Below are 23,193 nucleotides of genomic sequence, written 5' to 3'. Positions count from 1 at the left end.
CCCTCCTTCGTAATCATCAATCGAACTCGCATCGTCGCGCACCGCGTCCCGGTTGCGACGCGCGATCGTTCGGGCCGCTCGTCCCGCGCGAAGCTCTGCGTCGGACGAGGCTTGCGTGGACAGCGTACGGACGCCCTTCGGATAAGATTCCAGCACAAATAAGGTCAAGAGTGCCCGTTGTGGGTTTTCCTTGTCATTCACTTCCAAACGTCGCTCCACGCTCCCTCTACGTGAACAATCCCGCTGCCAGCCTCGTTAAAGCAGCTTAGAAGCCGGCGCGTGTCGAGCGCCATTGCATGACGGAGTGCTTCCTGTGTCGGGACTGGACGAGAGCGAACGCGGCGGGGCGGGGCCGAACACGATGAGCCCGGCGCAATCGCGAGCCGCCCGCGGCATGCTGGGCTGGTCGGAGGCGGATCTCGCGGCCAAGGTCGGTCTGGCCGAGCAGGATGTGAAGGCCTTCGAGAATGGCACCGGCGATCCGGCATCGGGCCGGATCGAAGCGCTGAGAAGTGTTCTCATGACCGCCGGCATCGTCTTTCACGAAGGCAGCGAGAGCGGTGTCGGCCTTCGTGCGACTGGCGGAGACGAAGGCACCCGGCTCGGATCGCTGACTACGGAGAACGATCACTGAAGTCGTGGCGAGAGGCGGTCAGGGTCCGTTGCGTCCCATGGCGAGAGCCTTGAGATCGAAGGCCGGATCCGCAGCCTCGTCCTGCGTCGGTGACAGGCCGCGCGCGATGATTCGGCGGGCGGCCATATGCTCGGCGGCCGAATCCACCGTCTCGATCCCGGTGAGGTGCGGACCGCGATAGCGGAACACCGCAAATCCCCCGGCGGTGGCGCGTCGCACGGAGATGTCGTTCGATGCCGGCAATCCCACCATCTGCAGCTTGTGCCCGCCCTGATCGCTCCAGAACCAGGGAACGGCATCGTAAGGGGCGGGGCGTCCGGTGATGCGGGCGGCGAGGCAGCGGCCCTGGTCGATGGCGTTCTGAATAGATTCCACCCGCGCCGTGCCATGGGCTGCGAAGCGTGTGGGAAACTGGGCGCAATCGCCGATAGCCGAGATCGACGGGTCGTCGGTGAGAAGAACGGAGTCGACAACGATGCCGTCCTCCACGTGAAGGCCGGCCTCGGCTGCAAGGTCCTGGTTTGGAAGAACGCCGATCCCGATCAGGACCAAGTCGGCCGGGCATACGGTGCCGTCTGACAAGACAATCGACTCGGCCCGCCCAGCCCAACCCTCGATGGCCTGCACGCCGCCGCCGAACAGGAAGCGGATGCCGGCGCTCTCGTGTACCTCTCGGAAGAAGGTGGCGATCGGCTCGGACACGGCCCTCGCCATCGGCCGATCGGCGGCTTCGATGACGGTAACGGACAGGCCGCGTGCGGCGCAGATGCTGGCGAACTCGAGCCCGATGAATCCCGCGCCGACGATGGCGATGCTGCGCGATACGGCGATGGCCGCCCTGATCCGCTCGGCATCCACGATCGAGCGTAGCTGGTACACGCCCGCAAGCTCGGCCCCGGGCACCGGCAGAGGCCGGTTTCGCGATCCCATGGCGAGGACGAGGTGATCGTAGCCGAGGTCACGTCCGTCGCTGAAGCGGACTTTGCGGGCTGACCTGCTGATCGCGACGGCCTCGACCGAGGTCTCGCAGGCGATGCGGTGGTCCGCGTAGAAGCCCGGCGCCCGCAGAAACAGGCCGGCGGCATCCACCTTGCCGGCGAGATAGGCCTTCGAGAGCGGTGGACGCTGATAGGGAAGGCTCGGCTCGTCGCCGATCATCGTCACCGATCCGGCATAGCCGGCCTCGCGCAGGGAAGCCGCAGCTTGCAAACCGGCCTGCCCGGCACCGACGACGACGATCCCGGTCTCGCTCACGCCTCGAACTCCGCGGTGACCGGACTGACGGCCGGTGACAGGGCCAGACGCGGCAGCTTCCGCCCGCCTTCCTTCACCGTGTAATCCCAGAACGCCGCCGCCGCCGGCCCGAGCACCTTGTCGGCGCGGCGGACTACGTACCAGTCGCGACGGATCGGCAATCCCTGCACGTCGAGCAGAATCATGCGCCCGCTCTCGACCTCGGCCGCCACCGTGTGGCCCGAGATGAGGGCGATGCCGAGTCCGGCCATCACCGCCTGCTTGATCGTTTCGTTCGAGCCAGAATCGATTCCGAGTTTCGCGCGCTGGATCATGATGCCCGACATGAACTCCTCGAACACCGTGCGGGTGCCGGACCCTTCCTCGCGCACCAGAAAGGATTCCTCGGTCAAGTCCGCCCGCGTGAGGTTGGTCCGCGTGCTGAGGCGATGGCCCGGCGCCGCGATGATCACCAGCGGGTGCGCGCCGAACATCTCGGCCTCAATGGCAAAGTCGCGCGGCGGACGACCCATGATGGCAAAGTCGATTTCGTAGTTGCGCAGGGCCTCGACCATGGCGCCGCGATTGCCGACGACGAGGTTGATCTCCACCGCGGGATAACGGTCGACGAAACCGGCGATGATCTGGGGCGTGAAATACTTGGCGGTGGACACCACCCCCATGGCGACCCGGCCGCCACTGCCGCCCTTGAGGGTCTGGAGCCGGTCGGCGCAAGTCTCCAGCACCGTGTTGATGCTGTCGATCGCCCAAAGCATCTCGCGCCCGGCATCGGTGGGCTTCAGGCCCGTGGGGGTCCGGTCGAACAGCAGCAGCCCCGCCTCCTCCTCCAACTGGCGGATGCGCGCGTAGAGCGCCGCCGAGGTGACGTTGAGTTCCTGGGCCGCACGGGTCATCGTTCCGAGGCGGGCGACCGCTGCGACGGCCTGGAGTTGCTTGAGCGAGAGGTTGCGCATCCGGCGTTTTTAGTTTTTTTGGAACCGCCCGCAAGTTTTTTCAGAATTCCTTCTTTGCACGGGGAATGCCCGTCTGGCGCTCTGGTTGAACCCGGCGCTATCGTGCAAAGGGCGGTGCTCCGGGCTTTCGAAGGCCTGGAAGCTGGACGGATGATGAGCGGCCGGATGGTCTCCGGCGGGTCTGTGGAAGAGGACGTGAGCCGATGTCGTTGGGGTCTCTGGAAATCGGGTCGCGGCTCGATGCGTACCTCGCCCAGGCGGTTGCCGCCGATCAGGGCCTCGCCGACGTCGCCGCAGTCATCGCGGCCTGTGCCGAGGCGGCTGTGGATGTGAGCGAGGTGATCGGCCGCGGCGCGCTGGGCGGCGGCGATCTCGCGGCACAGGGTGAGCAGAACAGCGACGGCGACGTGCAGAAGGCCCTCGACGTGCTGGCGCACCACAGATTCACCGAGGCCCTGCGCGGCGCGCCGGTGGCGGAGGTCGCCTCCGAGGAGGCCGAGGGCATCATGCTTCTCAACGCCGGCGCCCCGCTTGCCGTCGCCATCGATCCCTTGGACGGCTCGTCGAACATCGGCGTGAACATGGCGGTGGGCTCGATCTTCGGCATCCGGCCCGTGGGCGCGACGGCGGAGAACCCCCTCGGTTCGTTCACGAGCCCCGGCACCGCCCAGCTCGCCGCCGGCTTCGTCACCTACGGTCCGGCGACCTCCCTGGTGCTGACGCTTGGATTCGGCACGCAGATCTTCACTCTAGACCGGGCCGAGCGTGTGTTCCGCCTCACCAGTCCTCGGATCGAGGTGGTGGCCGCTGCCAGGGAATACGCCATCAACGCTTCCAACGCCCGGCATTGGGACACCCCGGTGAAGGCCTTCATCGAGGATTGTCTGGCCGGTTCCGACGGGCCGCTGGACAAGAACTTCAACATGCGATGGCTCGGCTCCCTTGTGGCCGATGCGCAGCGGGTGCTCCTGCGTGGCGGCGTGTTCCTCTATCCCGGTGACAACCGGAAGGGCTACGCGCAGGGCCGCCTGCGCCTCCTCTACGAGGCTGCGCCCATCGCGATGCTGATGGAGCAGGCGGGTGCGTTGGCTACAGACGGCGCCAACCGTATCCTCGACATCTCCGCCACCGGCATCCACGAGCGCGTGCCGCTGGTGTTCGGATCAAGCGAGGACGTGGCCTGCGTCGCCAAGTATTACGGTGGCCGCAACGCCGCCGCCGGCCGCTCGCCCCTGTTCGGCCAGCGCGGCCTGATGCGAAGCTGACCGGGGACAGGCTGGAACCGGTCGGGCATCGTTCATGTCGGCGCGTCATCCCATCATTTCGGTCACCGGATCGTCGGGCGCCGGCACGACCTCCGTGCGCAACACGTTCGAACAGATCTTCCGCCGCGAGGACGTGAGCGCGGTCTACATCGAGGGGGACGCGTTCCACGCCCTCGATCGCAACGCCATGCGCAAGGCCATGGCCGAGGAGCCGACCCTCAGCCACTTCGCGCCCCGCGCCAACCTGCTCCTGGAGCTGGAGGAGGTGTTTCGCAGCTACGGCGAATCCGGCGGCGGGCGTACGCGTCACTACGTCCACGACGTTGCCGACGCGCAGGCCTACGGCGCCGAGCCGGGCACCTTCACACCCTGGGAGGATTTCCCGCCGGGCTCCGACCTGCTGTTCTACGAAGGCCTTCACGGCTGCGTCGTCGACGACAATGTCGACATGGCCCGCTACGCCGACCTCAAGATCGGCGTGGTGCCGGTAATCAACCTCGAATGGATCCAAAAGCTGCACCGGGACCGCTCGTTCCGCGGCTATTCCACCGAGGCCGTCACCGACGTGATCCTGCGGCGCATGCCGGATTACGTGCAGACGATCTGCCCGCAATTCACCTGGACGGACATCAACTTCCAGCGCGTGCCCACGGTGGATACCTCCAACCCTTTCATCGCCCGCTGGATTCCCACCGCCGACGAATCGCTGGTGGTGATCCGATTCAAGGACCCGAAGGGTATCGACTTCTCCTACCTGATCTCGATGATCCAGGGTTCCTTCATGAGCCGTGCCAATTCCATCGTGATTCCGGGTGGCAAGCTCGACATCGCGATGCAGCTCATTCTGACCCCGATCATTATGCAATTGGTGGAACGCAAGCGCCGGCTTGCCTGAGACCAGCGAACGTCCGGGCTCTTGCTCTTGCCGGACCGATAAAGTGAACGAGATAGCCCGAATGACGACCCGCACGGCCGGCCCCATCATCTCTCCTTCCATCCTCTCGGCGGATTTCGCCGCCCTCGGCGAGGAGGTCCGCGCGGTCTCGGAGTCCGGGGCGGACTGGATCCACCTCGACGTGATGGACGGGCATTTCGTGCCCAACATCACTTTCGGCCCCGACGTGGTGAAGGCGCTCCGGCCGCACAGTGCCAAGATCTTCGACGTCCACCTGATGATCGCCCCCGCAGACCCGTATCTCGCGGCCTTCGCCGAGGCCGGCGCGGATGCGATCTCCGTCCATGTGGAGGCCGGCCCGCATATCCACCGCTCGCTCCAGACCATCCGGTCTCTCGGCAAGCGTGCCGGCGTCGCGCTGAATCCGGGTACCCCTGCGACCGCCATCGAGTCCCTGATCGACATGGTGGACCTCGTCCTGGTGATGACGGTGAATCCCGGCTTCGGCGGCCAGAGCTTCATCCCCTCGACCCTGGAGACCATCGCCCGGATCAAGGCCATGACCGCCGGCCGCGACATCGACATCGAGGTGGATGGCGGCATCACCCCGGAGACCGTCGGCCTCGCCGCCGCTGCCGGGGCCAACGCCTTCGTCGCCGGCAGCGCCGTGTTCAAGGGCGGGCCGGCCGGATATGCCGAGCGCATCGCCGCCATCCGGGCGGGCGCCGGCGGCACCGTCGCATGTTGAAGGCGCTGATCTTCGACGTCGACGGAACCCTGGCCGAGACCGAGGACCTGCACCGGCAGGCCTTCAACCGCGCCTTCTCCGAATTGGGGCTCGACTGGCACTGGTCGCCGGAGCTCTATGCCGACCTTCTCACCGTCATGGGCGGCAAGGAGCGGCTCGCCCATTACGTGGCTACCGAGCACGGCGAGCCGGATGCGGAACGCCGCGCGCAGATGAGCGAGATCCACGACCGCAAGACCGGGATCTACGGCGACCTCGTCACGAAAGGAGCGCTCGAACTGCGCCCCGGCATCGCGCGCCTGGTGGGGGAAGCCAAGAGCGCAGGCCTTCTCCTCGCGGTGGCGAGCACCACGAGCCGCCCCAACGTGGACGCGCTCCTCGCCGTCAACTTTCCCGAGGGCAGCCCCTTCGACGTGGTGGCCTGTGGCGACGAGGCGGAGCGCAAGAAGCCGCATCCGGACGTGTTCGTCCTGGCCCTCACGCGCCTCGGCGTGGCGGCGGGGGAAGCCATCGCCTTCGAGGATTCGGTGGCCGGCATCCGCTCGGCGCTCGATGCGGGACTGCCCGTGGTTGCCACGCGAAGCCGCTACACCGGCGGACACAGCCTGGAGGGCGCATTCTCGGCGGTGTCGGATCTCGGTGAGCCGGGGACGCCCCATACCCACCTTTCGGGAACCCCATGGGCCGGGGGGGTCGTCACCCTCGCGGGGCTGGCGGCCTGGCACGAGCGGGCGGGCTGACCCCCTTCGCCGGCCGGGGAAACAGCGTCGCCCCGGCGAGGAGGCCGAGGCCGGCGGCGAGGGCGAGGCGCCACCAGGGCCGCTTGGCTCCGTCGTTCCGGGGGGATGTCGCCATGTTCGTATCCGCCGGGGCCGGAAAAGCCCCGCTCCGCCAACGCGGCGGACACCGTCGCGTTGCCTCCACGGGCGGACCCGGCCTATAACCCGGCCAAATGCCGCTGCGGCGACGTATGCGTGCCCCTCCGTTCCACCTCTGACACGACCCAAGGTCACGCCATGGCCGGCCATTCCCAGTTCAAGAACATCATGCACCGTAAGGGCCGCGTCGATGCGGTCCGCTCCAAGATCTTCGGCAAGCTCGCCCGCGAGATCACGGTGGCGGCCAAGCTCGGCATGCCCGATCCGGCGATGAACGCACGCCTTCGCGCCGCCATCATCGCGGCCCGCGCGGAGAACGTGCCCAAGGACAACATCGAGCGCGCCATCAAGAAGGCCTCCGGCGCCGATGCCGAGAACTACGACGAGATTCGTTACGAGGGCTACGGCCCGGGCGGTGCCGCGCTCATCGTCGAGGCGCAGACCGACAACCGCAATCGCACGGCCTCCGACGTGCGCTCGGCCTTCACCAAGTCCGGCGGCAGCCTCGCCGAGACGGGCGCCGTTTCCTTCATGTTCGACCATGTGGGCGTGGTGGAGTTCGACGCATCGGTGGCCGATGCCGACACGATGCTGGAGGCCGCCATCGAGGCGGGCGCCGACGACGTGCGCTCCTCCGAGGATGGCCACGAGATCACCTGCGCCCAGGATTCCTACGGTGAGGTCTCCAAGGCCCTGGAGGCCCGGTTCGGCGAGCCGCGCCGCACGGCTCTGGTCTGGAAGGCCCAGAACACCATCGAGGTCGACGACGAGACCGGCGAGAAGCTGATCCGCCTCGTGGAGGTCATCGAGGACCAGGACGACGTCCAGAACGTCTACGTCAACTTCGCCCTCTCCGACGCACTGGTGGCCAAGCTGGAGGGTTGAGGGCCGTCCTTTAGCCCTCCCCCCCGTTGCGGGGGAGGGTGCCTGCGGAGCAGGCGGGAGAGGGGGCGACATCTCTGGACAACGCGCTCCCCTCATCCGATCCGCTTCGCGGGCCATCGTCTCCCGCAGAGGGGAGACGGACACGTGCACCACCGGCTCTCCACACCCCTTCACCCCCGCGCGCGGACAAGCGCCGGGGGCATGGCCCAAGTGAAGCCCCAAACAGGGGACGCGGGACGCCGCGAAACCCATTGAGCGCTATAAATGTTTGCCGGTCCCCCGGCGTCCCGTCAGGCTCCGGCGTTCCCGCCGGGGCCTGTTTTGTCGTCGCGGTGTCTCCAGCGGTCCTCGCGTTGCGTCGCGCCTGAGGTGGTCGTGTCGCATCCCAGCCCGGCTGTTCGAACGGACTTTGCCCCGCACGCCCTCTCGTATTGGAGGGGCCGCAAACCTCATCATGGCAGCCGAGATCAGGGTCAGTGCCGGGGCATTTAACTCCCGACCTACCGCGCCCCCATCCGAGCCCCCAGACTATCGAGCCGCCGCCCGGGGCGATGGTGACCGACACCACCGACGCAGGCACCGCCCCGCCGCCCCTCCGACCCACCCGGTCGGTCACCGGGCGAGCCCCCTTCGCTGGGCGGCAGGTGTGGGGATATAGGCATGTGATAGGAATTTTGTCAAGATAACTCGCCCGTTCACCGTTGCCGCCGAGGGGAGCATCCGGACTGCAGGGTTCGACGGCGCAAGCACGTCGGTCGCCGTTTCGTAGACCAGGAAATCGTGGCCCGCGCCGCCGGTGATGGTGACGTTGCCTCCGTTTGCGACGATCGTACCGGAAGTTCGAGTACCCGGGGGCATCCCCTACCGATGCTTTCGCCTATGATGGCGGGCCATCGGCAGTCACCGCGATACAGGCCCCCATGACCCCCATCCGCATCCTCGGCATCGATCCAGGCCTGCGCCGTACCGGCTGGGGTCTGATCTCCGTCGTCGGGGCCAAGCTGACTTACGTCGATTGCGGCGTGGTGACCTCGGACGGGGATCTGCCGCTGGCCCTGCGCCTGCGGGAATTGCACGAGGGCATCACCCGCGTGGTGTCGGGGTTCTCGCCCGACGAGGTCGCCGTGGAGGAGACCTTCGTCAACAAGGACGCGCAGGCGACCCTGAAGCTCGGGCACGCCCGCGCCATCGCCCTGCTGGTGCCGGCCCTGGCCGGATTGCCCGTCTCCGAATACGCCGCCAACCTGGTGAAGAAGACCGTCTGCGGCTCGGGCCATGCCGAGAAGGTTCAGATCCAGGCGATGGTGAAGTTCCTGATGCCCAAGGCCGAGTTCAAGACGGCGGACGCGGCGGATGCCCTGGCCATCGCCGTCACCCATGCCAACCATCGCGGGGCGCATGCCCTGAAGAAACTCCACGCCCCCGTCGCCGGAGTGAGCGGGCTTGCCGCCGCGCGGATCGCGGCGGCCCTTGCGAAGGGTTAGCGGACTGCCTCCCTCCCCCTTGTGGGGAGGGATCGAGGGTGGGGGTGGTTCCGCCTGCCTCCGTGGAGGGGCACCCAGGCACCCCCACCTGAAACGCCTCCCCGCGCAGGGGAGGCGACCGCTCACTGCGCCTTGAATTCGCCCTCGAGCCGCAGGGACACGTCGTCGCCGATCGCGGGGAGGAAGGCGCTGACGCCGAAATCCGATCGCTTGATCACGGCCCAGCCGTCGAAGCCCACTGTGTAGCGCTTGTCGATGGGGTTGAGGCCGGCCCGGTTGAAGGTGGCGTCGAAGGCCACGGGCTTCGTCACACCCTTCAGGGTGAGGCTGCCGGCGACGCGGGCCGTGGTCGGGCTCGTGGGCTCCACCAGGGTGGCGGTGAAGGTGGCGGTGGGAAACTTCTGGGTGTCGAAGAAGTCCGGCCCCTGGAGATGGCGGTTGAGCGCTTCGTTCAGGGCGTTGATGCTCCCCATGCCGATGGTCACCGTGAGCCGGCTCTTGCCCGGATCCTTGGGGTCGAGGTCGGCCTGTCCCGCCACGTCGGTGATCTGGCCGTAATAGGTGGAGTAGCCGAGGTGGCTCACCGACCAGGTGATCTTGCCGTGGGCCGCGTCGAGCACGTAGCTGCCGGCCCGGACCTGGGTCGGGTCGGTGGTGGGGCCGGCATCCTGGGCCGGGTTCTGGGCCGGTGTCTGAGCATGGGCGGCGGAGGCGGCCATCACCATGAGGAGGGCGGCGAGGGGTGTGCGCATCGGGCGGTCACTTTCTCTCGGTGGCGGGTCGGACAGGCGAGCCTGTCCCTGGTAAAGACCCGTCCGTGATGACGGGATGACGCATGATCGGCAAGTTGAAGGGCGTGGTGGATTCCTACGGAGAGGATTTCGTGATCCTCGACGTGCAGGGCGTCGGCTACGTGGTGCATTGCTCCGCCCGCACCCTGCAGCGGATGCCCGGCGCCGGCGAGGCGGCCTCGCTGGCCATCGAGACCCATGTCCGCGAGGACATGATCCGGCTCTACGGCTTCCGGTCGGATGCGGAGCGCGAGTGGTTCCGCCTGCTCCAGACCGTGCAGGGGGTGGGCTCGAAGGTGGCCCTCGGCCTGCTCTCGGTGCTGGAGCCGGAGGCCCTCGCTACCGCCATCGCCATGGGGGACAAGACCTCCATCGCCCGCGCGCCGGGCGTCGGCCCGCGCCTGGCCGCCCGCCTCACCGCCGAACTGAAGGACAAGGCGCCGGCCTTCGCGCCCATCGACCCCGCCGTGCTCGCCCTCTCCGGCGCGGTGGAGGACCGTACCGCGCCGCAACCCGCCGCCGATGCGATCTCCGCCCTGGTCAATCTCGGCTATGCCCCGGTGCAGGCCTCCGCCGCCATCGCCGCGGCGATGAAAGGCGCCGGGGAGGGGGCGGAGGCCAAGACCCTGATTCGCCTCGGGCTCCGCGAACTTGCACGCTGAGCGCGGCGAGCTCGCATCCTCCGCCGGGCGGATCGGCTTTCGTTCTTCCGACGATCCGTGAAATCGGCTATCGACCGGAGCCCCGACTGGGCGGACCGCGCTCCGGGATTGAATATGACGGGCTTCTGGACATCCCTGTCAGCCGCTTTGGTCTCGTGCGCGGCGCTGGCACCGGCGCTGGCGGCCGATCCGGCGAGCGCGCCGCGGCCCGTTCCGGATACGCCCTCGCCGTTCTTCCTCTTTGCCGACACCCAGGTGAGCTACCACTACCAGTTTCCCGCCGCCGAGCCGGGCGTGCGGGTGCGAAACGCGGACGGCTCGTTCCGCTCACGCGGCATCCCCAAGCAGATCTTCACCCTCTCGCATGCCAATGCCTGGGCCTACGGCACCAATCTCCTCTCCCTCGACATCCTGAAATCCGGCTCGCAGGAACGCGCCGGCACGACCAACGCGCCGGGCGGGTTCCTGCTTCGCGATGACGGCGCGACGGAGGTCTATGGCCTCTATCGCGGCACCCTCAGCCTCAACGCCCTCACCGGGACCAAGGCGTTCGTAGTGCCCGGCCTCATCAAGGACGTCTCCCTGTCCTACGGGTTCGATGCCAACACGAAGGACACCGCCTTCGGCCCCCGCAAGCGCAACGTCGTCGGCGGCCTTAACCTCGCCTTCGACGTACCGGCCGGCTTCCTCGGCGCCTCGGTCCACGCCTACAAGGAGTGGAACCGCAACGGCTTCAATCCCTATCCCAACCGGGACATCAGCTACGACACCGTCCCCGAGATCGAGATCGCCTACAGCTTTCCCCTGGCCTTTACCGGCCTGCCGCTCAGCGTCACGGGCATCAACAACATCGTCCTGCCCAAGGGGCGCGGTGTCCGCAACCCTGCGATCTTCGCCTTCAACCGCGAGACGGGGCTCGAATTCGTCTCCCGCACCAACCTCGTGCTCGACCTCGGCAAGCTCGTCTACGACCAGCCCGACCGCGTCGATGTGTTCATCGGCTTCCAGTACTGGCTGAACAAGTTCGGCAATCTCGAAACGGCGACCCTGAAGGGCACGGAAGAGAAGAGCTTCCTCGCCGGCATTGCGTTCCACGTCTTCTGAGCAAGCTCGCCCCGATGGAGCCCCCTGGCCGCAGGCACGTCCGCGCGCCTTGCGCATTCGTCCCATGGCGGTTAAGTTATTGAGAAAGCAGTAGATTTTAAAAGTTCTAAAAAGGCGCGCAAGCGAGTGATCTGGGAGGGAAATTTGCCGATGACGCAATTGTCTCGCCCGCGATCGACGCTTCCTGTTTCGTTCAGCGAGCTCCCATGATCGTCTGTTCCTGTAACGTGTTGTCCGACGGCGCCGTTCGCGCTTGCCTGAAGGATGGGCCCGATTGCCCGCGAACCCCGGCACAGGTCCAAGCTTGTCTTGGCTGCAGCCCGAAATGCGGTCGCTGCGCCCGGACGATCCGTTCGATCATGCAGGCGGCGCTGCAGGGTGCCTTGCAAGACGCGGTGGCGGAGGCCGGCCATGCGTGCGGAACGGGTTGCGCCAGCGGCTGTAGTTTGGTTCAATTCCAAACTGCGGGGGAGGGGATCGCCGCCTGAGGGCCTGTGCGAGGCCCCACGCTCCCCTTCGAGCTTGAAATAGCCGAACGGGAGTGAGTTCTATGAAGGGTGATGCGAAGGTCGTCGAGTACCTCAATAGAGGTCTGCGCAGCGAGTTGACGGCCGTGAGCCAGTACTGGCTCCACTTCCGCATGCTGAACGACTGGGGATACATCGACCTCGCCAAGTTCTGGCGCAAGGAATCCATCGAAGAGATGAACCACGCCGACCGGTTCATCGACCGGATCCTGTTCCTTGACGGGTTTCCCAACCTTCAGGAACTCGATCCGCTGCGGATCGGCCAGAACATCGAGGAGATCATCGCCTCCGACCTCGCCGCCGAGACCGAGGCCCGGGCGCTCTACCTCGAAGCCGCGCAGTACTGCGACACGATCAACGACCGCGTGTCGAAGATCCTGTTCGAGGAACTGGCTGCTGACGAGGAGGGGCATATCGACTTCCTCGAGACACAGCAGACCCTGATCGCCCAGATCGGCCTGGCGCTCTACGCCCAGAAGCATATCGGCGGCCTGGAAGCGATCGCTCCCGAGAAGGATTGATCCGAGGCTGAGCGTCGGCACTGCCGGCGCTCAGCGCGCGATTACCCGATAGCAGATGTCGCGCAGGGGCAAGGCAGCCTGGATTGCCGCGAGATCGAGATTCGCATCAAGCCCCTCGATGACACGCAGCCCGCTCCAAACGCCGTCGACCCGGTCGAAGACTTCGATATGCGGTTTGTCGCGCGCCACCAGCACGCAGTGCTGCAGGGAGTGGAGTTGCTGATAGACGTGCCACTTCTCGAAACGGTCACGTGCTTCCGTCCCCGGAGACAGCACTTCGAACAGGATGGTCGGGTTGTCCACCGAGGTCGTTCCCGGTTCTAGGTCGCCGCACACGACGAGGACATCCGGCAACATCGCCGCGTCGAGCGGTTTGCTCTTCAAGTAGAACGTCTCGGTGAACGTCTGACAGGAAGACCCTCGGGCGCGAAATCCATTCTCAAAGCCGGTTGCGATGTTCTGGACGATGCGCCCATGTTCCCAGCGGGCGCCGACCATCATCCGCACGACGCGACCGCCGATCAGCTCCCAGCGTTCGTTGCGCGGCTTGTCGGCCAGCAACTCCTCGAAATCGTCGAGGGCCATCTTCTAGAACAGCTGTGAGGCATCACCCATCGCGACCCACCTGCGGCGGCAGCGTGCCGCCGATGGCGCAGTGTAGCGCGCCGGGCGGCGTTGTGCGACATCGGGCCGAACGCCCGTCCACCGGAGCAGGCCCCGTGCCGGGCCCCGACCGAGAGCCCGTGTGAGCAAGCTTCCCAAATCGCCGAAATCGCCGACCCTGCACCCGCTTCCGGAGTCGCTTCTCACGCCCGAGCGCCGCCCGGACGATGTCGAGCAGTCGATCCGGCCCTTGAGTCTCAGCGAGTTCATCGGCCAGCGCGCCGCGCGCGCCAACATGCAGATCTTCATCGAATCCGCGAAGAAGACCGGTTCCGCCCTCGACCACGTGCTGTTCGTGGGGCCTCCCGGCCTCGGCAAGACCACCCTGGCGCAGATCGTGGCCCGAGAGCTCGGGGTGAACTTTCGCTCCACCTCCGGCCCGGTCATCGCCAAGGCCGGCGACCTCGCGGCGCAGCTCACCAATCTCGAAGAGCGCGACGTGCTCTTCATCGACGAGATCCACCGCCTCAACCCGGCGGTGGAAGAGATCCTCTATCCGGCGATGGAGGATTACCAGCTCGACCTCATCATCGGCGAGGGGCCGGCCGCTCGCTCGGTGAAGATCGAGCTGCCGAAATTCACGTTGGTGGGCGCCACCACCCGCGCCGGGCTGCTCACCACGCCGCTTCGCGACCGGTTCGGCATCCCGATTCGCCTCGAATTCTACGATGTCGACGAGCTCGAGCTCATCGTCACCCGCGGGGCGCGGGTGCTCGGCATCGGCATGTCGGCGGAGGGGGCCAACGAGATCGCCAAACGGGCGCGGGGCACGCCGCGCATCGCCGGCCGCCTCCTGCGCCGGGTGCGCGACTTCGCCATCGTGGCCGACGCTCCCACCGTCACGCGGGCCATCGCGGACCGTGCGCTCCAGCTCCTCGACGTGGACCCGGCCGGCCTCGACGTGATGGACCGCAAGTACCTGACCATGATCGCCACCTCCTTCGGCGGCGGCCCGGTGGGGATCGAGACCATCGCGGCGGCGCTCTCCGAGCCGCGCGACGCCATTGAGGACATCATCGAGCCGTTCCTGATCCAGAAGGGATTCGTCCAGCGTACCCCGCGCGGACGCATGCTGACGCCCCATGCCTACAAGCACATGGGCTTCGCCGTGCCCCGGCGGGAATCCGGCTCGCAGTTCGGATTGTTCGGGGCGGAGGAACCCAATGGCTGAACGGGGTGTGTCATCACGCTGTTCCGATCCGTGGTACATTGATCGCGTTCCGAGCCCGGGATAGCGGATACGAGGCGCATGGCGGCTATACGAGACCTGAGCGTTTCCCTGCCGGCCGACCTTGTGGACATGGTCCATCACAAGGTTGCCGCTGGCGAGTATGCGACGCCGAGCGACGTCATCGGCGAAGGCCTGCGGGCCTTGCAGGCGCAGGAGCGGGACGAGACCGAATGGCTGCAGACCCGCATCGGCCCGGTCTATGATCGGATGATTGTCGACCCGAGCGCTGCGCTTTCGGTCTCAGATGTTCGCCATGCGCTGCGCGTGACGACGGCCGGGGACGTTTGATCCCGCCTTGTCCTACGACGTTCGTTTCAGCCCCGAAGCGCTCGCCGACCTCATCGACCTTCGCCGGTTCCTCACGCCGGGCGCCGGCTTCGAGCGGGCGTCGGCCTATGTCGACGATATCGTGGACGATGCGGAGAGCCTCGCCACGTTCCCGCAGCGGGGCCGCGTGCGCGACGAAATCCGCCCAGGGCTTCGCGTCATCGGATATCGCCGCCGCGTGAGCTTGGCCTTCACGGTCGGGCCTGAGACGGTCACCATCCTTGGCGTCTTCTACGCCGGACGGGATGCGCAAGCCGCTCTGCGCCAGGAGACGGCGCTCGTGGCTCCTCGCCGATGACGAACGCGACCTTATCCTCCCCTGTCCGGATCACCCGCCGCACCCTCGTGCTCGGCCTCGGCGCCACGGCGCTCGCGGGCAGCGGCACGGCCGCCTACGGAATCGGCGTCGAGCCGATGCGTCTCGCCGTCACGCGGTACCGCATCAGACCGATGGCGCCTTGGCCGGCGGGCCTGACCCTGCGGATCGTGGCCGTCTCCGACGTCCATGCCTGCGATCCCTTCATGACGCCCGACCACATCCGGCGGATCGTGGAGGCGGCCAACGGCCTCGGCGGCGATGTGATCGTGCTGCTCGGCGATTATGTCAGCGGCATGAAGCGGATCACCGGTATCGTGGACTCTGCCGATTGGGCGCCCGTCCTCGGCGGCTTGAAGGCTCCGCTCGGCACCTATGCCATCCTCGGCAACCACGATTGGTGGGCCGATCGCGCCGCCTGCGAGCGCGGGCACGGCCCGACCTTTGCCGGGGAGGCCCTGACGCGCGCCGGCATCCGCGTCCTCGAGAACGAGGCCCTGCCCCTGTGGGTGAGGGGACACGAGGTCTGGCTCGCCGGCCTCGGCGATCAACTGAGCTTCGAGCGCACGTGGTGGCGTTTCGGTCTCCCACGTAAGGGAAGCGATAATCTGGCAGCCGCCCTCGCGGCGATCCCCGACGGCGCGCCCTCCATCCTCCTCGCCCACGAGCCGGACATCTTCCCGCAGGTTCCGGCCCATGTCGCCCTCACCCTGTCGGGCCACACCCACGGCGGACAGGTCCGGTTCCTCGGTTACGCCCCTGTCGTCCCCTCCCGCTATGGGCGGCGCTATGCTTATGGCCATGTGCGCGAGCAGACCGATCTCGTCGTGTCCGGCGGTTTAGGGATGAGCGGCCTGCCGGTACGCCTCGGCGTGCCGCCCGAGATCGTCGTGGTCGATCTGTCCTCGGAGCCCATGGCATGAACCCGGTTGACGATCGGATCGGCGAGGAGGCTCTGCCCTCACGGACGCCGGCGGTGAGGATCACGCGCCGGACGGTTCTCGCCGGCCTCGGCGTCATGGCCCTGGCGGGAGGTGCGACGGCCGCCTACGGCATCGGCATCGAGCCCATGCGCCTGTCGGTGACGCGCTACGCCATCACGCCGAAGGGCTATTGGCCCGCCGGGCTGAAGCTCCGCATCGTGGCGTTGGCCGACATCCATGCCTGCGAGCCGTGGATGTGTGCCGCCCGCATCGCCGGCATCGTCGAGACCGCCAATGCGCTCGGCGGCGACCTGACGGTACTCCTCGGCGACTACGTCGCCGGGCAGAACTTCGTCACTCGCTACGTCGAGGCCGCCGAATGGGCCCCCGAACTCGGCGGTCTCAGGGCGCCGCTGGGCACCTTCGCCATCCTTGGCAATCACGATTGGTGGGAGGACCGTTCGGCGCAGAAACGTGGCGCCGGCCCGACCATCGCCGGGGAGGCCCTCACGCGGGCCGGTATCCGCGTCCTCGACAACGAGGCGATCCGGTTGGAGAAGGACGGGCGCGCGTTCTGGCTCGCGGGGCTCGGCGACCAGCTCGCCCTGCTGCCGACCCGAAAGCGATACGACCATGCCCGCATCGGCGTCGACGATCTCGACAAGACGCTCGCCGCCGTGCCGCAGGGTGCGCCGACGATCCTGCTGGCGCACGAGCCGGACATCTTCCCGCAAGTGCCGGCCCATGTGGCGCTGACCCTGTCCGGCCATACCCATGGGGGGCAGGTGCGGCTGTTCGGCTACTCTCCCGTGGTTCCGTCGCGCTACGCCAACCGTTACGCCTACGGCCATGTCCGCGAGCAGGCGGATCTCGTCGTCTCCGGCGGCCTCGGCAACAGCATTGCGCCGGTGCGCTTCGGGGTTCCGCCAGAGATCGTCGTGGTCGACCTATCCTCGGAAGACATCGCATGACCTCTCATCGCATCGACATCCGCGTCTATTACGAAGACACCGATTTCTCAGGTTTCGTCTATCACGCCAATTACTTGCGCTATATGGAGCGCGGCCGCACCGAGCTGCTTCGCGCCCTCGCGATGGAGCAGGTCGATCTAGCGCGCGATGCCGGGTTGATCTTCGTGGTGCGTCGCATGGTGCTCGACTTCCTGAAGCCGGCGCGGATGGACGACATGCTCGCCATCATGACCACCGTCGTCGAACTGCGCGGCGCTTCGATGCCGATGATCCAGGAAGTGCGGCGCGGCGACGAGGTCCTGCTCAAGGCCGAGGTCACCGTGGCGGCGGTGCGGGATGGCCGGGCCGTTCGTCTTCCGGACAGCCTTCGTCGGGCCATGTCGCAGCGTTTCGAGACCCCGTCGCTTTAGGCTCTCGCAGGCCGGCCTGGCTTTCCGTCGGCAAAGCGATGTGCCCAGGACAGCGAGACGTCCGGCGAGAGAGAATCCGACACTTCCTCATGGTTCATTAACCTTGACGGTCGAGGAAGGTGCGGCGTGCATTTTGCGATGCACCCCATACTTTCGACAGATTCACCAGCGATCTGGGGAACATACCGCCCGGATCAGGTGGAGCGCGGGAGTCGGCCGCCCGGTCGACCCGGGACGAGGACGAACGCATGAATCCCGCCGATGCCATGCAGGCGCTGCCGCCGCCGGACATGAGCCTGTTCAACCTGTTCTGGCACGCCCACATCGTGGTGAAGCTGGTGATGGTGGGGCTGCTTGGCTGCTCCGTCTGGTGCTGGGCGATCATCGTCGACAAGACCCTGCTGTTCCGCCGTACCAAGACCGAGATGGACGCGTTCGAAGAAGCGTTCTGGTCCGGCCGCTCCCTGGAGGAGCTCTACCGTTCGTTCAACGACCGGCCCGCCACCAATCTCGGCGCCCTGTTCGTGGCCGCCATGCGCGAGTGGAAGCGCTCGTTCGAGGGCTCCGGCCGCCAGATTCAGAGCCTGTCCCAGCGCATCGACAAGGTGCTCGACGTGACGATCCAGCGCGAGGTCGAACGCCTTGAGTCGCGCCTGCTGTTTCTCGCCTCCATCGGCTCGGCCGGTCCCTATGTCGGCCTGTTCGGCACGGTCTGGGGCATCATGACCTCGTTTACCGCCATCGCCGCCTCGAAAAACACGTCGCTGGCAGTGGTGGCCCCCGGCATTGCCGAGGCCCTGTTCGCCACCGCCATCGGCCTGTTCGCGGCGATCCCGGCCGTGCTCGCCTACAACAAGCTGCAGTCGAACGTCTCGAAGGCCCAGTCGCGGCTCGAGGGCTTCGCCGACGAGTTCTCCGCCATCCTCTCGCGTCAGATCGACGAGCGCCTGTCGCTCGCCGCCTGATCCTGATCACCAGACATATCGAGGCACGATCATGGGCATGGCCCACGGAGCGGCGCAGGGGGGCAGCAGGCGGCGTCGCGCGCGGCGCGGCGGCGCCATCAACGAGATCAACATGACGCCGTTCATCGACGTCGTACTCGTGCTGCTCATCGTGTTCATGGTGGCCGCACCGATGATGACGGTGGGCGTGCCCCTCGACCTGCCGCAATCCAAGGCGAGCCCGCTCAACTCCGATTCGACGCCGGTGACCCTGTCGATCCGCCAGACCGGCCAGATCTTCCTCGGCGAGGCCGAACTCACCGACGACACCATCGTCCCGAAGCTTGTGGAGACGTCCAAATCCGGTTTCGACGAGCGGGTTTTCGTGCGCGGCGACAAGCGGGTGGATTACGGCCGCGTGGCCCAGGTGATGGCGATCGTGACCGGGGGTGGCTTCAAGAAGGTCGCTCTCGTGACCGAGCCGGACCAGAAGTAGCGGGCGACGCCACCGTGAAGCTTCCCGCCAAACTGCGCGAACCGGGCGTCTGGATCTCCAGCGGCGTGCATGTCGCCGTACTCACCGTGGCGTTGATGTCAGTGGCCGCCCCGGCCCTGCCCGACGCGCAGGAGGGCGTGCCGGTGGAGGTGATGACCGAGCAGCAATTCTCGGAGCTGACCAAGGGCGAGAAGAACGCCGACAAGCCGATGCCCGACGCCAAGCCCCGCGCCGACAAGGTCGCGGAGAAGGCCGAGGAGCGCGAGCCCGAGAACGCCAAGGTCGACGCACCCGCGCCTCCGAAGCGCCCGGCCGACATGAAGGTCGCCAGCGCCGAGGAGATGCCCCTGCGCATGCCCGACCACGATTCCGAGAAGGAAGCGGCGGAGGCCGCCGCCAAGGCCGAAGCGGCGAAGCTCGCCAAGGACGCTGCCAAGGAAGCGGCAAAGGCCGAAGCCGCGAAAGCGGCGGAAGCCAAGGCTGTGGCGGAGGCCAAAGCCGAGGCCAAGGCCGCCGCCAAGGCGGAGGCTGCCAAGGCGGAAGCCAAGGCCGAGGCGGTGAAGGCCGCCAAGGTCGAGGCCGAGAAGCGCGAGAAACTCGCCGAACTCATCGAGCGCCAGGAAGCCGAGGCCATCGCCAAGGCGGAGGCCGCCAAGGCCGAGAAGGCCAAGGCCCTGGCGGACGCCAAGGCCCAGGCCGAAGCCAAAGCTCTGGCTGAGGCGAAGGCGCGGGCCGACGCGAAGGCCAAGGCCGAAGCCCTCGCCAAGGCGGAGAAGGCCGAGGCCGAGGCGGAAGCCAGGGCCGAAGCGAAGGTGAAAGCCGAGGCCGAACGTCAACAGGCGGTCGCAGAAGCCAAGGCTGCGGCCGATGCCAAAGCTCAGGCCGAGGCGAAGGCCAGGGCGGACGCCGCCGCCAAGGCCAAAGCGAAAGCCATGGCGGATGCCCGCGCCAAGGCCGATGCGGAGGCCAAGGCGAAGAAGCAGGCCGAGCTCGCCGACAAGTTCAGTTCCGGTGACATCAAGCAGCTGCTCGCCTCGCGGGCGCCGTCGCAATCAACCGGGGCCACCGGTCACGAGGTCCAGCGCACGGCCTCGCTGGGGGCGGCCAGCGGCACCTCGCAGCGCCTCTCGCCCTCCATGCGCGATTCGCTGATCGGAATGCTGACCCAGCAGATCGAGCGCTGCTACTCGGCGCCCCCCGGTGCGTCGCAGGGCGTGGTACTGCCGATGCTCGACATCCGCCTCTCCGCCAACGGTGCGCTGAGCACCGAGCCGCGGATCATGCGCGGCGGCGCCAACGCGGTGGATCGCTCCCTCGCCGAGGCGGCCCTCCGCGCCGTGAAGCGCTGTGCGCCCTACAAGATTCCGCCCCAGTTCGCGCCGTATTACGACGACTGGAAGGCGATCAACGCGGAATTCGAGTTCTCGCGGGTGTGACGGGCATTCTCATCGATCGCGCGGCGCATCATATGGTGACCGCACCTCCATCTCCCCTGTGGGGAGGGACCCGCGTTGAGCTTGGCGACGGCCGATCGTCCATCTGATCCCAATCTCTCGGAATCTCTTCATGACCGACACTCTCCACCAGCGGCTCGCCTCGCCCCTGGCGTCGCTCCTCGCGGTCTTCGCCCTCGTGTTCGCCTTTGCGGCGCCCGCACAGGCGCAGTTGAACCTGCGCATCGGCGGCGGCTCGTTCCAGCCGATGCCCATCGCGGTCGCCGATTTCTCCGGTGATCCGAGCCTCGGCCTGCTGGTATCGAGCGTGGTGACCAACAACCTGCGCCGGTCCGGCTATTTCGTGCCCCTGGAGAAGGGGAAGTTTCCTGAGAATCCCGGCTTCGACGCGGTGCCGGGCTTCGACAAGTGGCGTGCCGCCGGCGCCCAGGCCCTGATCACCGGCCGGGTCGGGCGTGATCCGTCCGGGAAGCTCAAGGTCGAGTTCCGGCTCTGGGACGTCACCTCCGGACAGCAACTCACGGGCCAGCAATACGGCGCAGATGTCGCCAATGCCCGCCGCACCGGGCACCTCATCTCGGACGTGGTCTATACCAAGATCACCGGTCTCGGTGGCTGGTTCGACAGCCGCATCGCCTTCGTCGACGAGTCCGGATCGAAGGAGAACCGCCGCAAGCGCCTGATGGTCATGGACCAGGACGGCGCCAATGTCCGTGCGCTGACCAACGGCGAGTCCGCCGTGGTGGCGCCGCGCTACTCGCCCTCGACGCAGGACATCGCGTTCATGACCCAGGCCAGCGGCCAGCAGCCGCGCGTCCAGGTGATCAACCTCGAGACCGGCGCGCGCCAGGCCATCGGCCGGATGGACTCCATGAGCACCAGCCCGCGCTTCTCGCCCGACGGTCGCCACCTCGTCATGAGTGTGCAGCAGGGCGGCAACGCCGACATCGTCAAGATGGATCTCGGCTCGAAGGCACAGACGCCGATCACCAACGGCAACGCCATCGACACCTCGCCGACCTATTCACCCGACGGCAGCAAGATCGTGTTCGAATCCGATCGCGGCGGCTCGCAGCAGGTCTACGTGATGGGGGCCGACGGCTCGAACCCGACCCGTATTTCCTTCGGTGAGGGCTCGGCCTCGCAGCCGGCCTGGTCGCCCAAGGGCGACCTCATCGCCTTCACCCGCCAGCGCAAGGGCGGTTTCGCCATCTGCGTGATGAAGCCGGACGGTTCGGGCGAGCGCGTGCTCACCGAAGGCTTCCACAACGAGGGGCCGACCTTCGCGCCGAACGGCCAGTACGTCCTGTTCTTCCGCGATCCAGGCGGTCAGGGCGGCGGCAAGCTTTATATGGTCGACATTACCGGCAAGGTGGAGCAGCCGGTGCCGACCCCGTCCTACGCCTCCGACCCCACCTGGTCGCCGCTGCTGGCGGGGAAGTAGGGGAAAGGCTGGCGACGATGTCGAGCGGCACTCCCGCCAAGCCAAGTCCTTCCGTCGAAAGGCTTCATCCCTCACCGAGTGCTTGCGTGACGGGAAAGGGATAATGCCCGCGCAGGATGTGGTGGGAATACGAAGGGCGGGCTGCGACGTTCCGATCACTCCGCCGGCAGCAGACGGTCCCGCGCCTTGAGCGCCGGGAACAGGCGGCTCCACAGCACCGCCACGAGGATCGTCGCGAGCCCTCCTGCCACCACGGTGGGCACCGCCCCGACAAAGGCGGCGAGCGTGCCGGATTCGAACTCGCCGAGTTCGTTGGAGGCGCCGATGAACACCGTGTTCACCGCCGAGACCCGTCCGCGCATGGCATCGGGTGTCTCGCCCTGGACGAAAGTCTGGCGCACGTAGACGCTGATCATGTCGGCCGCCCCGGTGACGAACAGGCAGGCCATGGAGAGCGGCAACGACGTGGAGAGGCCGAACGCCGTGATGGCGAGGCCGAAGACCGCCACCGCCTGGAGCATCCTCTTGCCGGCATGGCGTTCGAGGGGGCGATAGGCGAGGAGGATGGCGGTGACCACCGCACCGGCTGCGGGCATGCTGCGCAGGGCGCCGAGCCCGAGGGGACCGACATGGAGAATCTCTGCGGCGAAGATCGGCAGTAGTGCGGTCGCTCCTCCCAGCAGAACGGCCACGAGATCGAGGCTGATGGCGCCGAACACCACCGGCTGCGAGCGGATGTAGGACAGGCCGGCCAGGAGGGTGGCCCAGGTGACGGGCGGCCGCTCCGTGACCGCAGCCGGGCGAAAGCGGATCGCGACGACCAGGGCGCTCGCCAGGGCGAAGCTCGCCGCCGCCGCTCCGAACACGGCGGCGGGCCCCAGCATGTAGAGGAAGCCGCCAGCAGCCGGGCCGAGGATCGACGCGCTCTGCCAGAGCGAGGCGTTCCAGGCGATGGCCGATCCGAACAGGGGGCGCGGGACCAGGGTCGGGAGCAGCGCCTGCAGAGCGGGATTGGCGAAAGCGCGCGATGTGCCGATGACGACGACGAGGGCGTAGATGGGCCAGATCGAGGCGGTGCCGGACAAGGCGAGGCCGAGGAGGCCGAGATCGGCTAGGGCCAGGGTCACATAGGCGATCGCCGTCACCAGACGCCGGTCATGGGTGTCGGCGACGTGCCCGGTGATCAGGGCGGAGAGCATCGCCGGAAGGAAGCTCGCGAGGCCCACGAGGCCCAGGGCGAGGGCCGAGCGGGTCAGGTCGTAGACGAACCACCCCACCGCCACGGCCTGCATCTGATAGGCGAGGCCGGTGAGAAAGCGCGCGGCGCCATACAACCGAAAATCGCCGTTGCGGAAGACCGCCCAGCGGGGTGCGGCGGGTTCTGTCATAGGGGCATCGGAGGGGCGCATGCGG

27 protein-coding genes are annotated in these 23,193 nt (G+C 67.3%); 21 read left to right on the top strand and 6 right to left on the bottom strand.

Features of this window, described 5'->3' with window-relative positions; genetic code table 11:
- Positions 1 to 313 precede the first annotated feature (313 nt).
- Entirely contained in the window at positions 314 to 634 is a 321-nt protein-coding gene (locus tag K368_RS0101870) for an XRE family transcriptional regulator (RefSeq protein ID WP_245259470.1), read from the top strand.
- Between the two features lie 18 nt (positions 635 to 652).
- Here K368_RS0101870 and K368_RS0101865 read toward each other — a convergent pair whose 3' ends face one another.
- Positions 653 to 1,888 (bottom strand): FAD-dependent oxidoreductase, encoded by a 1,236-nt coding sequence (locus K368_RS0101865; RefSeq protein ID WP_027170901.1) that lies wholly within the window; start codon positions 1,886 to 1,888, stop codon positions 653 to 655.
- The gene (locus K368_RS0101860; protein WP_027170900.1) at positions 1,885 to 2,841 is read right to left on the bottom strand and encodes a LysR family transcriptional regulator; all 957 of its coding nucleotides are present in this window, start codon (positions 2,839 to 2,841) and stop codon (positions 1,885 to 1,887) included. Before K368_RS0101860 ends, K368_RS0101865 begins: the two co-directional genes overlap by 4 nt.
- A gap of 203 nt (positions 2,842 to 3,044) precedes the next feature.
- Here K368_RS0101860 and K368_RS0101855 point away from each other — a divergent pair, with 203 nt between their 5' ends.
- From K368_RS0101855 to K368_RS0101840, 4 genes are all read left to right on the top strand, one after another.
- Positions 3,045 to 4,106, top strand: coding sequence for a class 1 fructose-bisphosphatase (locus tag K368_RS0101855; protein WP_027170899.1), 1,062 nt, complete (start codon positions 3,045 to 3,047; stop codon positions 4,104 to 4,106).
- A gap of 34 nt (positions 4,107 to 4,140) precedes the next feature.
- A complete protein-coding gene (locus tag K368_RS0101850; RefSeq protein ID WP_027170898.1) occupies positions 4,141 to 5,001 on the top strand; it encodes a phosphoribulokinase in 861 nt (286 codons plus the stop codon).
- Positions 5,002 to 5,062: 61 nt separating this feature from the next.
- A complete protein-coding gene (rpe, locus tag K368_RS0101845; protein WP_027170897.1) occupies positions 5,063 to 5,749 on the top strand; it encodes a ribulose-phosphate 3-epimerase in 687 nt (228 codons plus the stop codon).
- Entirely contained in the window at positions 5,743 to 6,489 is a 747-nt protein-coding gene (locus K368_RS0101840) for an HAD-IA family hydrolase (RefSeq protein ID WP_027170896.1), read from the top strand. The genes rpe and K368_RS0101840 overlap by 7 nt, the downstream gene beginning before the upstream one ends.
- Here the strand turns inward: K368_RS0101840 and K368_RS26430 are convergent.
- On the bottom strand, positions 6,446 to 6,604 hold the full coding sequence (locus K368_RS26430) for a hypothetical protein (RefSeq protein ID WP_155934974.1): 159 nt from the start codon (positions 6,602 to 6,604) through the stop codon (positions 6,446 to 6,448). The two genes, K368_RS0101840 and K368_RS26430, sit on opposite strands and share 44 nt — an antisense overlap.
- Positions 6,605 to 6,765: 161 nt before the next feature.
- Here K368_RS26430 and K368_RS0101835 point away from each other — a divergent pair, with 161 nt between their 5' ends.
- Both K368_RS0101835 and ruvC read left to right on the top strand, forming a co-directional pair.
- Complete coding sequence (locus K368_RS0101835; RefSeq protein WP_027170895.1) at positions 6,766 to 7,512, top strand: YebC/PmpR family DNA-binding transcriptional regulator; 747 nt, start codon at positions 6,766 to 6,768, stop codon at positions 7,510 to 7,512.
- A 920-nt stretch (positions 7,513 to 8,432) separates the two neighbouring features.
- Entirely contained in the window at positions 8,433 to 8,996 is a 564-nt protein-coding gene (gene ruvC / locus K368_RS0101830) for a crossover junction endodeoxyribonuclease RuvC (RefSeq protein ID WP_018041974.1), read from the top strand.
- Between the two features lie 122 nt (positions 8,997 to 9,118).
- Here the strand turns inward: ruvC and K368_RS0101825 are convergent, their stop codons facing one another.
- Positions 9,119 to 9,748 (bottom strand): YceI family protein, encoded by a 630-nt coding sequence (locus K368_RS0101825; RefSeq protein WP_027170894.1) that lies wholly within the window; start codon positions 9,746 to 9,748, stop codon positions 9,119 to 9,121.
- An 83-nt stretch (positions 9,749 to 9,831) separates the two neighbouring features.
- Here K368_RS0101825 and ruvA point away from each other — a divergent pair, with 83 nt between their 5' ends.
- The 4 genes from ruvA to bfr all read left to right on the top strand — a co-directional run bounded on the left by ruvA (position 9,832) and on the right by bfr (position 12,601).
- Positions 9,832 to 10,449, top strand: a complete 618-nt coding sequence (ruvA, locus tag K368_RS0101820; RefSeq protein ID WP_027170893.1) for a Holliday junction branch migration protein RuvA — start codon at positions 9,832 to 9,834, stop codon at positions 10,447 to 10,449.
- Positions 10,450 to 10,563: 114 nt separating this feature from the next.
- The gene (locus K368_RS0101815) at positions 10,564 to 11,553 is read left to right on the top strand and encodes a hypothetical protein (RefSeq protein WP_155934972.1); all 990 of its coding nucleotides are present in this window, start codon (positions 10,564 to 10,566) and stop codon (positions 11,551 to 11,553) included.
- A 206-nt stretch (positions 11,554 to 11,759) separates the two neighbouring features.
- The gene (locus tag K368_RS27220; protein WP_036265891.1) at positions 11,760 to 12,041 is read left to right on the top strand and encodes a (2Fe-2S)-binding protein; all 282 of its coding nucleotides are present in this window, start codon (positions 11,760 to 11,762) and stop codon (positions 12,039 to 12,041) included.
- 62 nt (positions 12,042 to 12,103) lie between these two features.
- Positions 12,104 to 12,601 (top strand): bacterioferritin, encoded by a 498-nt coding sequence (bfr, locus tag K368_RS0101805; protein WP_027170890.1) that lies wholly within the window; start codon positions 12,104 to 12,106, stop codon positions 12,599 to 12,601.
- Positions 12,602 to 12,631: 30 nt separating this feature from the next.
- Here bfr and K368_RS23675 read toward each other — a convergent pair whose 3' ends face one another.
- Positions 12,632 to 13,186 (bottom strand): Uma2 family endonuclease, encoded by a 555-nt coding sequence (locus K368_RS23675; RefSeq protein ID WP_036265888.1) that lies wholly within the window; start codon positions 13,184 to 13,186, stop codon positions 12,632 to 12,634.
- Between the two features lie 160 nt (positions 13,187 to 13,346).
- On the opposite strand from K368_RS23675, the gene ruvB reads away from it, so the two are divergent.
- From ruvB to tolB, 10 genes are all read left to right on the top strand, one after another.
- A complete protein-coding gene (ruvB, locus tag K368_RS0101795) occupies positions 13,347 to 14,435 on the top strand; it encodes a Holliday junction branch migration DNA helicase RuvB (protein ID WP_197030965.1) in 1,089 nt (362 codons plus the stop codon).
- 78 nt (positions 14,436 to 14,513) lie between these two features.
- Entirely contained in the window at positions 14,514 to 14,783 is a 270-nt protein-coding gene (locus K368_RS0101790; RefSeq protein ID WP_027170888.1) for a type II toxin-antitoxin system ParD family antitoxin, read from the top strand.
- Between the two features lie 7 nt (positions 14,784 to 14,790).
- Positions 14,791 to 15,120 (top strand): type II toxin-antitoxin system RelE/ParE family toxin, encoded by a 330-nt coding sequence (locus K368_RS0101785; RefSeq protein ID WP_027170887.1) that lies wholly within the window; start codon positions 14,791 to 14,793, stop codon positions 15,118 to 15,120.
- The gene (locus K368_RS0101780; RefSeq protein WP_027170886.1) at positions 15,117 to 16,061 is read left to right on the top strand and encodes a metallophosphoesterase; all 945 of its coding nucleotides are present in this window, start codon (positions 15,117 to 15,119) and stop codon (positions 16,059 to 16,061) included. The genes K368_RS0101785 and K368_RS0101780 overlap by 4 nt, the downstream gene beginning before the upstream one ends.
- On the top strand, positions 16,058 to 17,032 hold the full coding sequence (locus tag K368_RS0101775; protein ID WP_051439717.1) for a metallophosphoesterase: 975 nt from the start codon (positions 16,058 to 16,060) through the stop codon (positions 17,030 to 17,032). The genes K368_RS0101780 and K368_RS0101775 overlap by 4 nt, the downstream gene beginning before the upstream one ends.
- Positions 17,029 to 17,442: a tol-pal system-associated acyl-CoA thioesterase gene (ybgC, locus tag K368_RS0101770; RefSeq protein WP_027170884.1), complete on the top strand. Its 414-nt coding sequence runs from the start codon at positions 17,029 to 17,031 to the stop codon at positions 17,440 to 17,442. Before K368_RS0101775 ends, ybgC begins: the two co-directional genes overlap by 4 nt.
- 248 nt (positions 17,443 to 17,690) lie before the next feature.
- Entirely contained in the window at positions 17,691 to 18,407 is a 717-nt protein-coding gene (gene tolQ / locus K368_RS0101765) for a protein TolQ (protein WP_027170883.1), read from the top strand.
- Positions 18,408 to 18,438: 31 nt separating this feature from the next.
- Positions 18,439 to 18,882, top strand: coding sequence for a biopolymer transporter ExbD (locus K368_RS0101760; RefSeq protein WP_027170882.1), 444 nt, complete (start codon positions 18,439 to 18,441; stop codon positions 18,880 to 18,882).
- Positions 18,883 to 18,896: 14 nt separating this feature from the next.
- Positions 18,897 to 20,318 (top strand): cell envelope integrity protein TolA, encoded by a 1,422-nt coding sequence (tolA, locus tag K368_RS0101755; RefSeq protein WP_027170881.1) that lies wholly within the window; start codon positions 18,897 to 18,899, stop codon positions 20,316 to 20,318.
- A 130-nt stretch (positions 20,319 to 20,448) separates the two neighbouring features.
- Complete coding sequence (gene tolB, locus K368_RS0101750; protein ID WP_027170880.1) at positions 20,449 to 21,780, top strand: Tol-Pal system beta propeller repeat protein TolB; 1,332 nt, start codon at positions 20,449 to 20,451, stop codon at positions 21,778 to 21,780.
- A gap of 155 nt (positions 21,781 to 21,935) precedes the next feature.
- Here the strand turns inward: tolB and K368_RS0101745 are convergent, their stop codons facing one another.
- Positions 21,936 to 23,168 (bottom strand): MFS transporter, encoded by a 1,233-nt coding sequence (locus K368_RS0101745; RefSeq protein WP_027170879.1) that lies wholly within the window; start codon positions 23,166 to 23,168, stop codon positions 21,936 to 21,938.
- Positions 23,169 to 23,193: the final 25 nt, after the last annotated feature.

Origin of the sequence: Methylobacterium sp. 10 (genome assembly GCF_000519085.1) — a bacterium.
In the GTDB taxonomy this organism is placed as follows: Bacteria; Pseudomonadota; Alphaproteobacteria; order Rhizobiales; family Beijerinckiaceae; genus Methylobacterium.
Note: the sequence above shows the minus strand (reverse complement) of the source record. Positions and strands in the feature narration are given on the sequence as shown.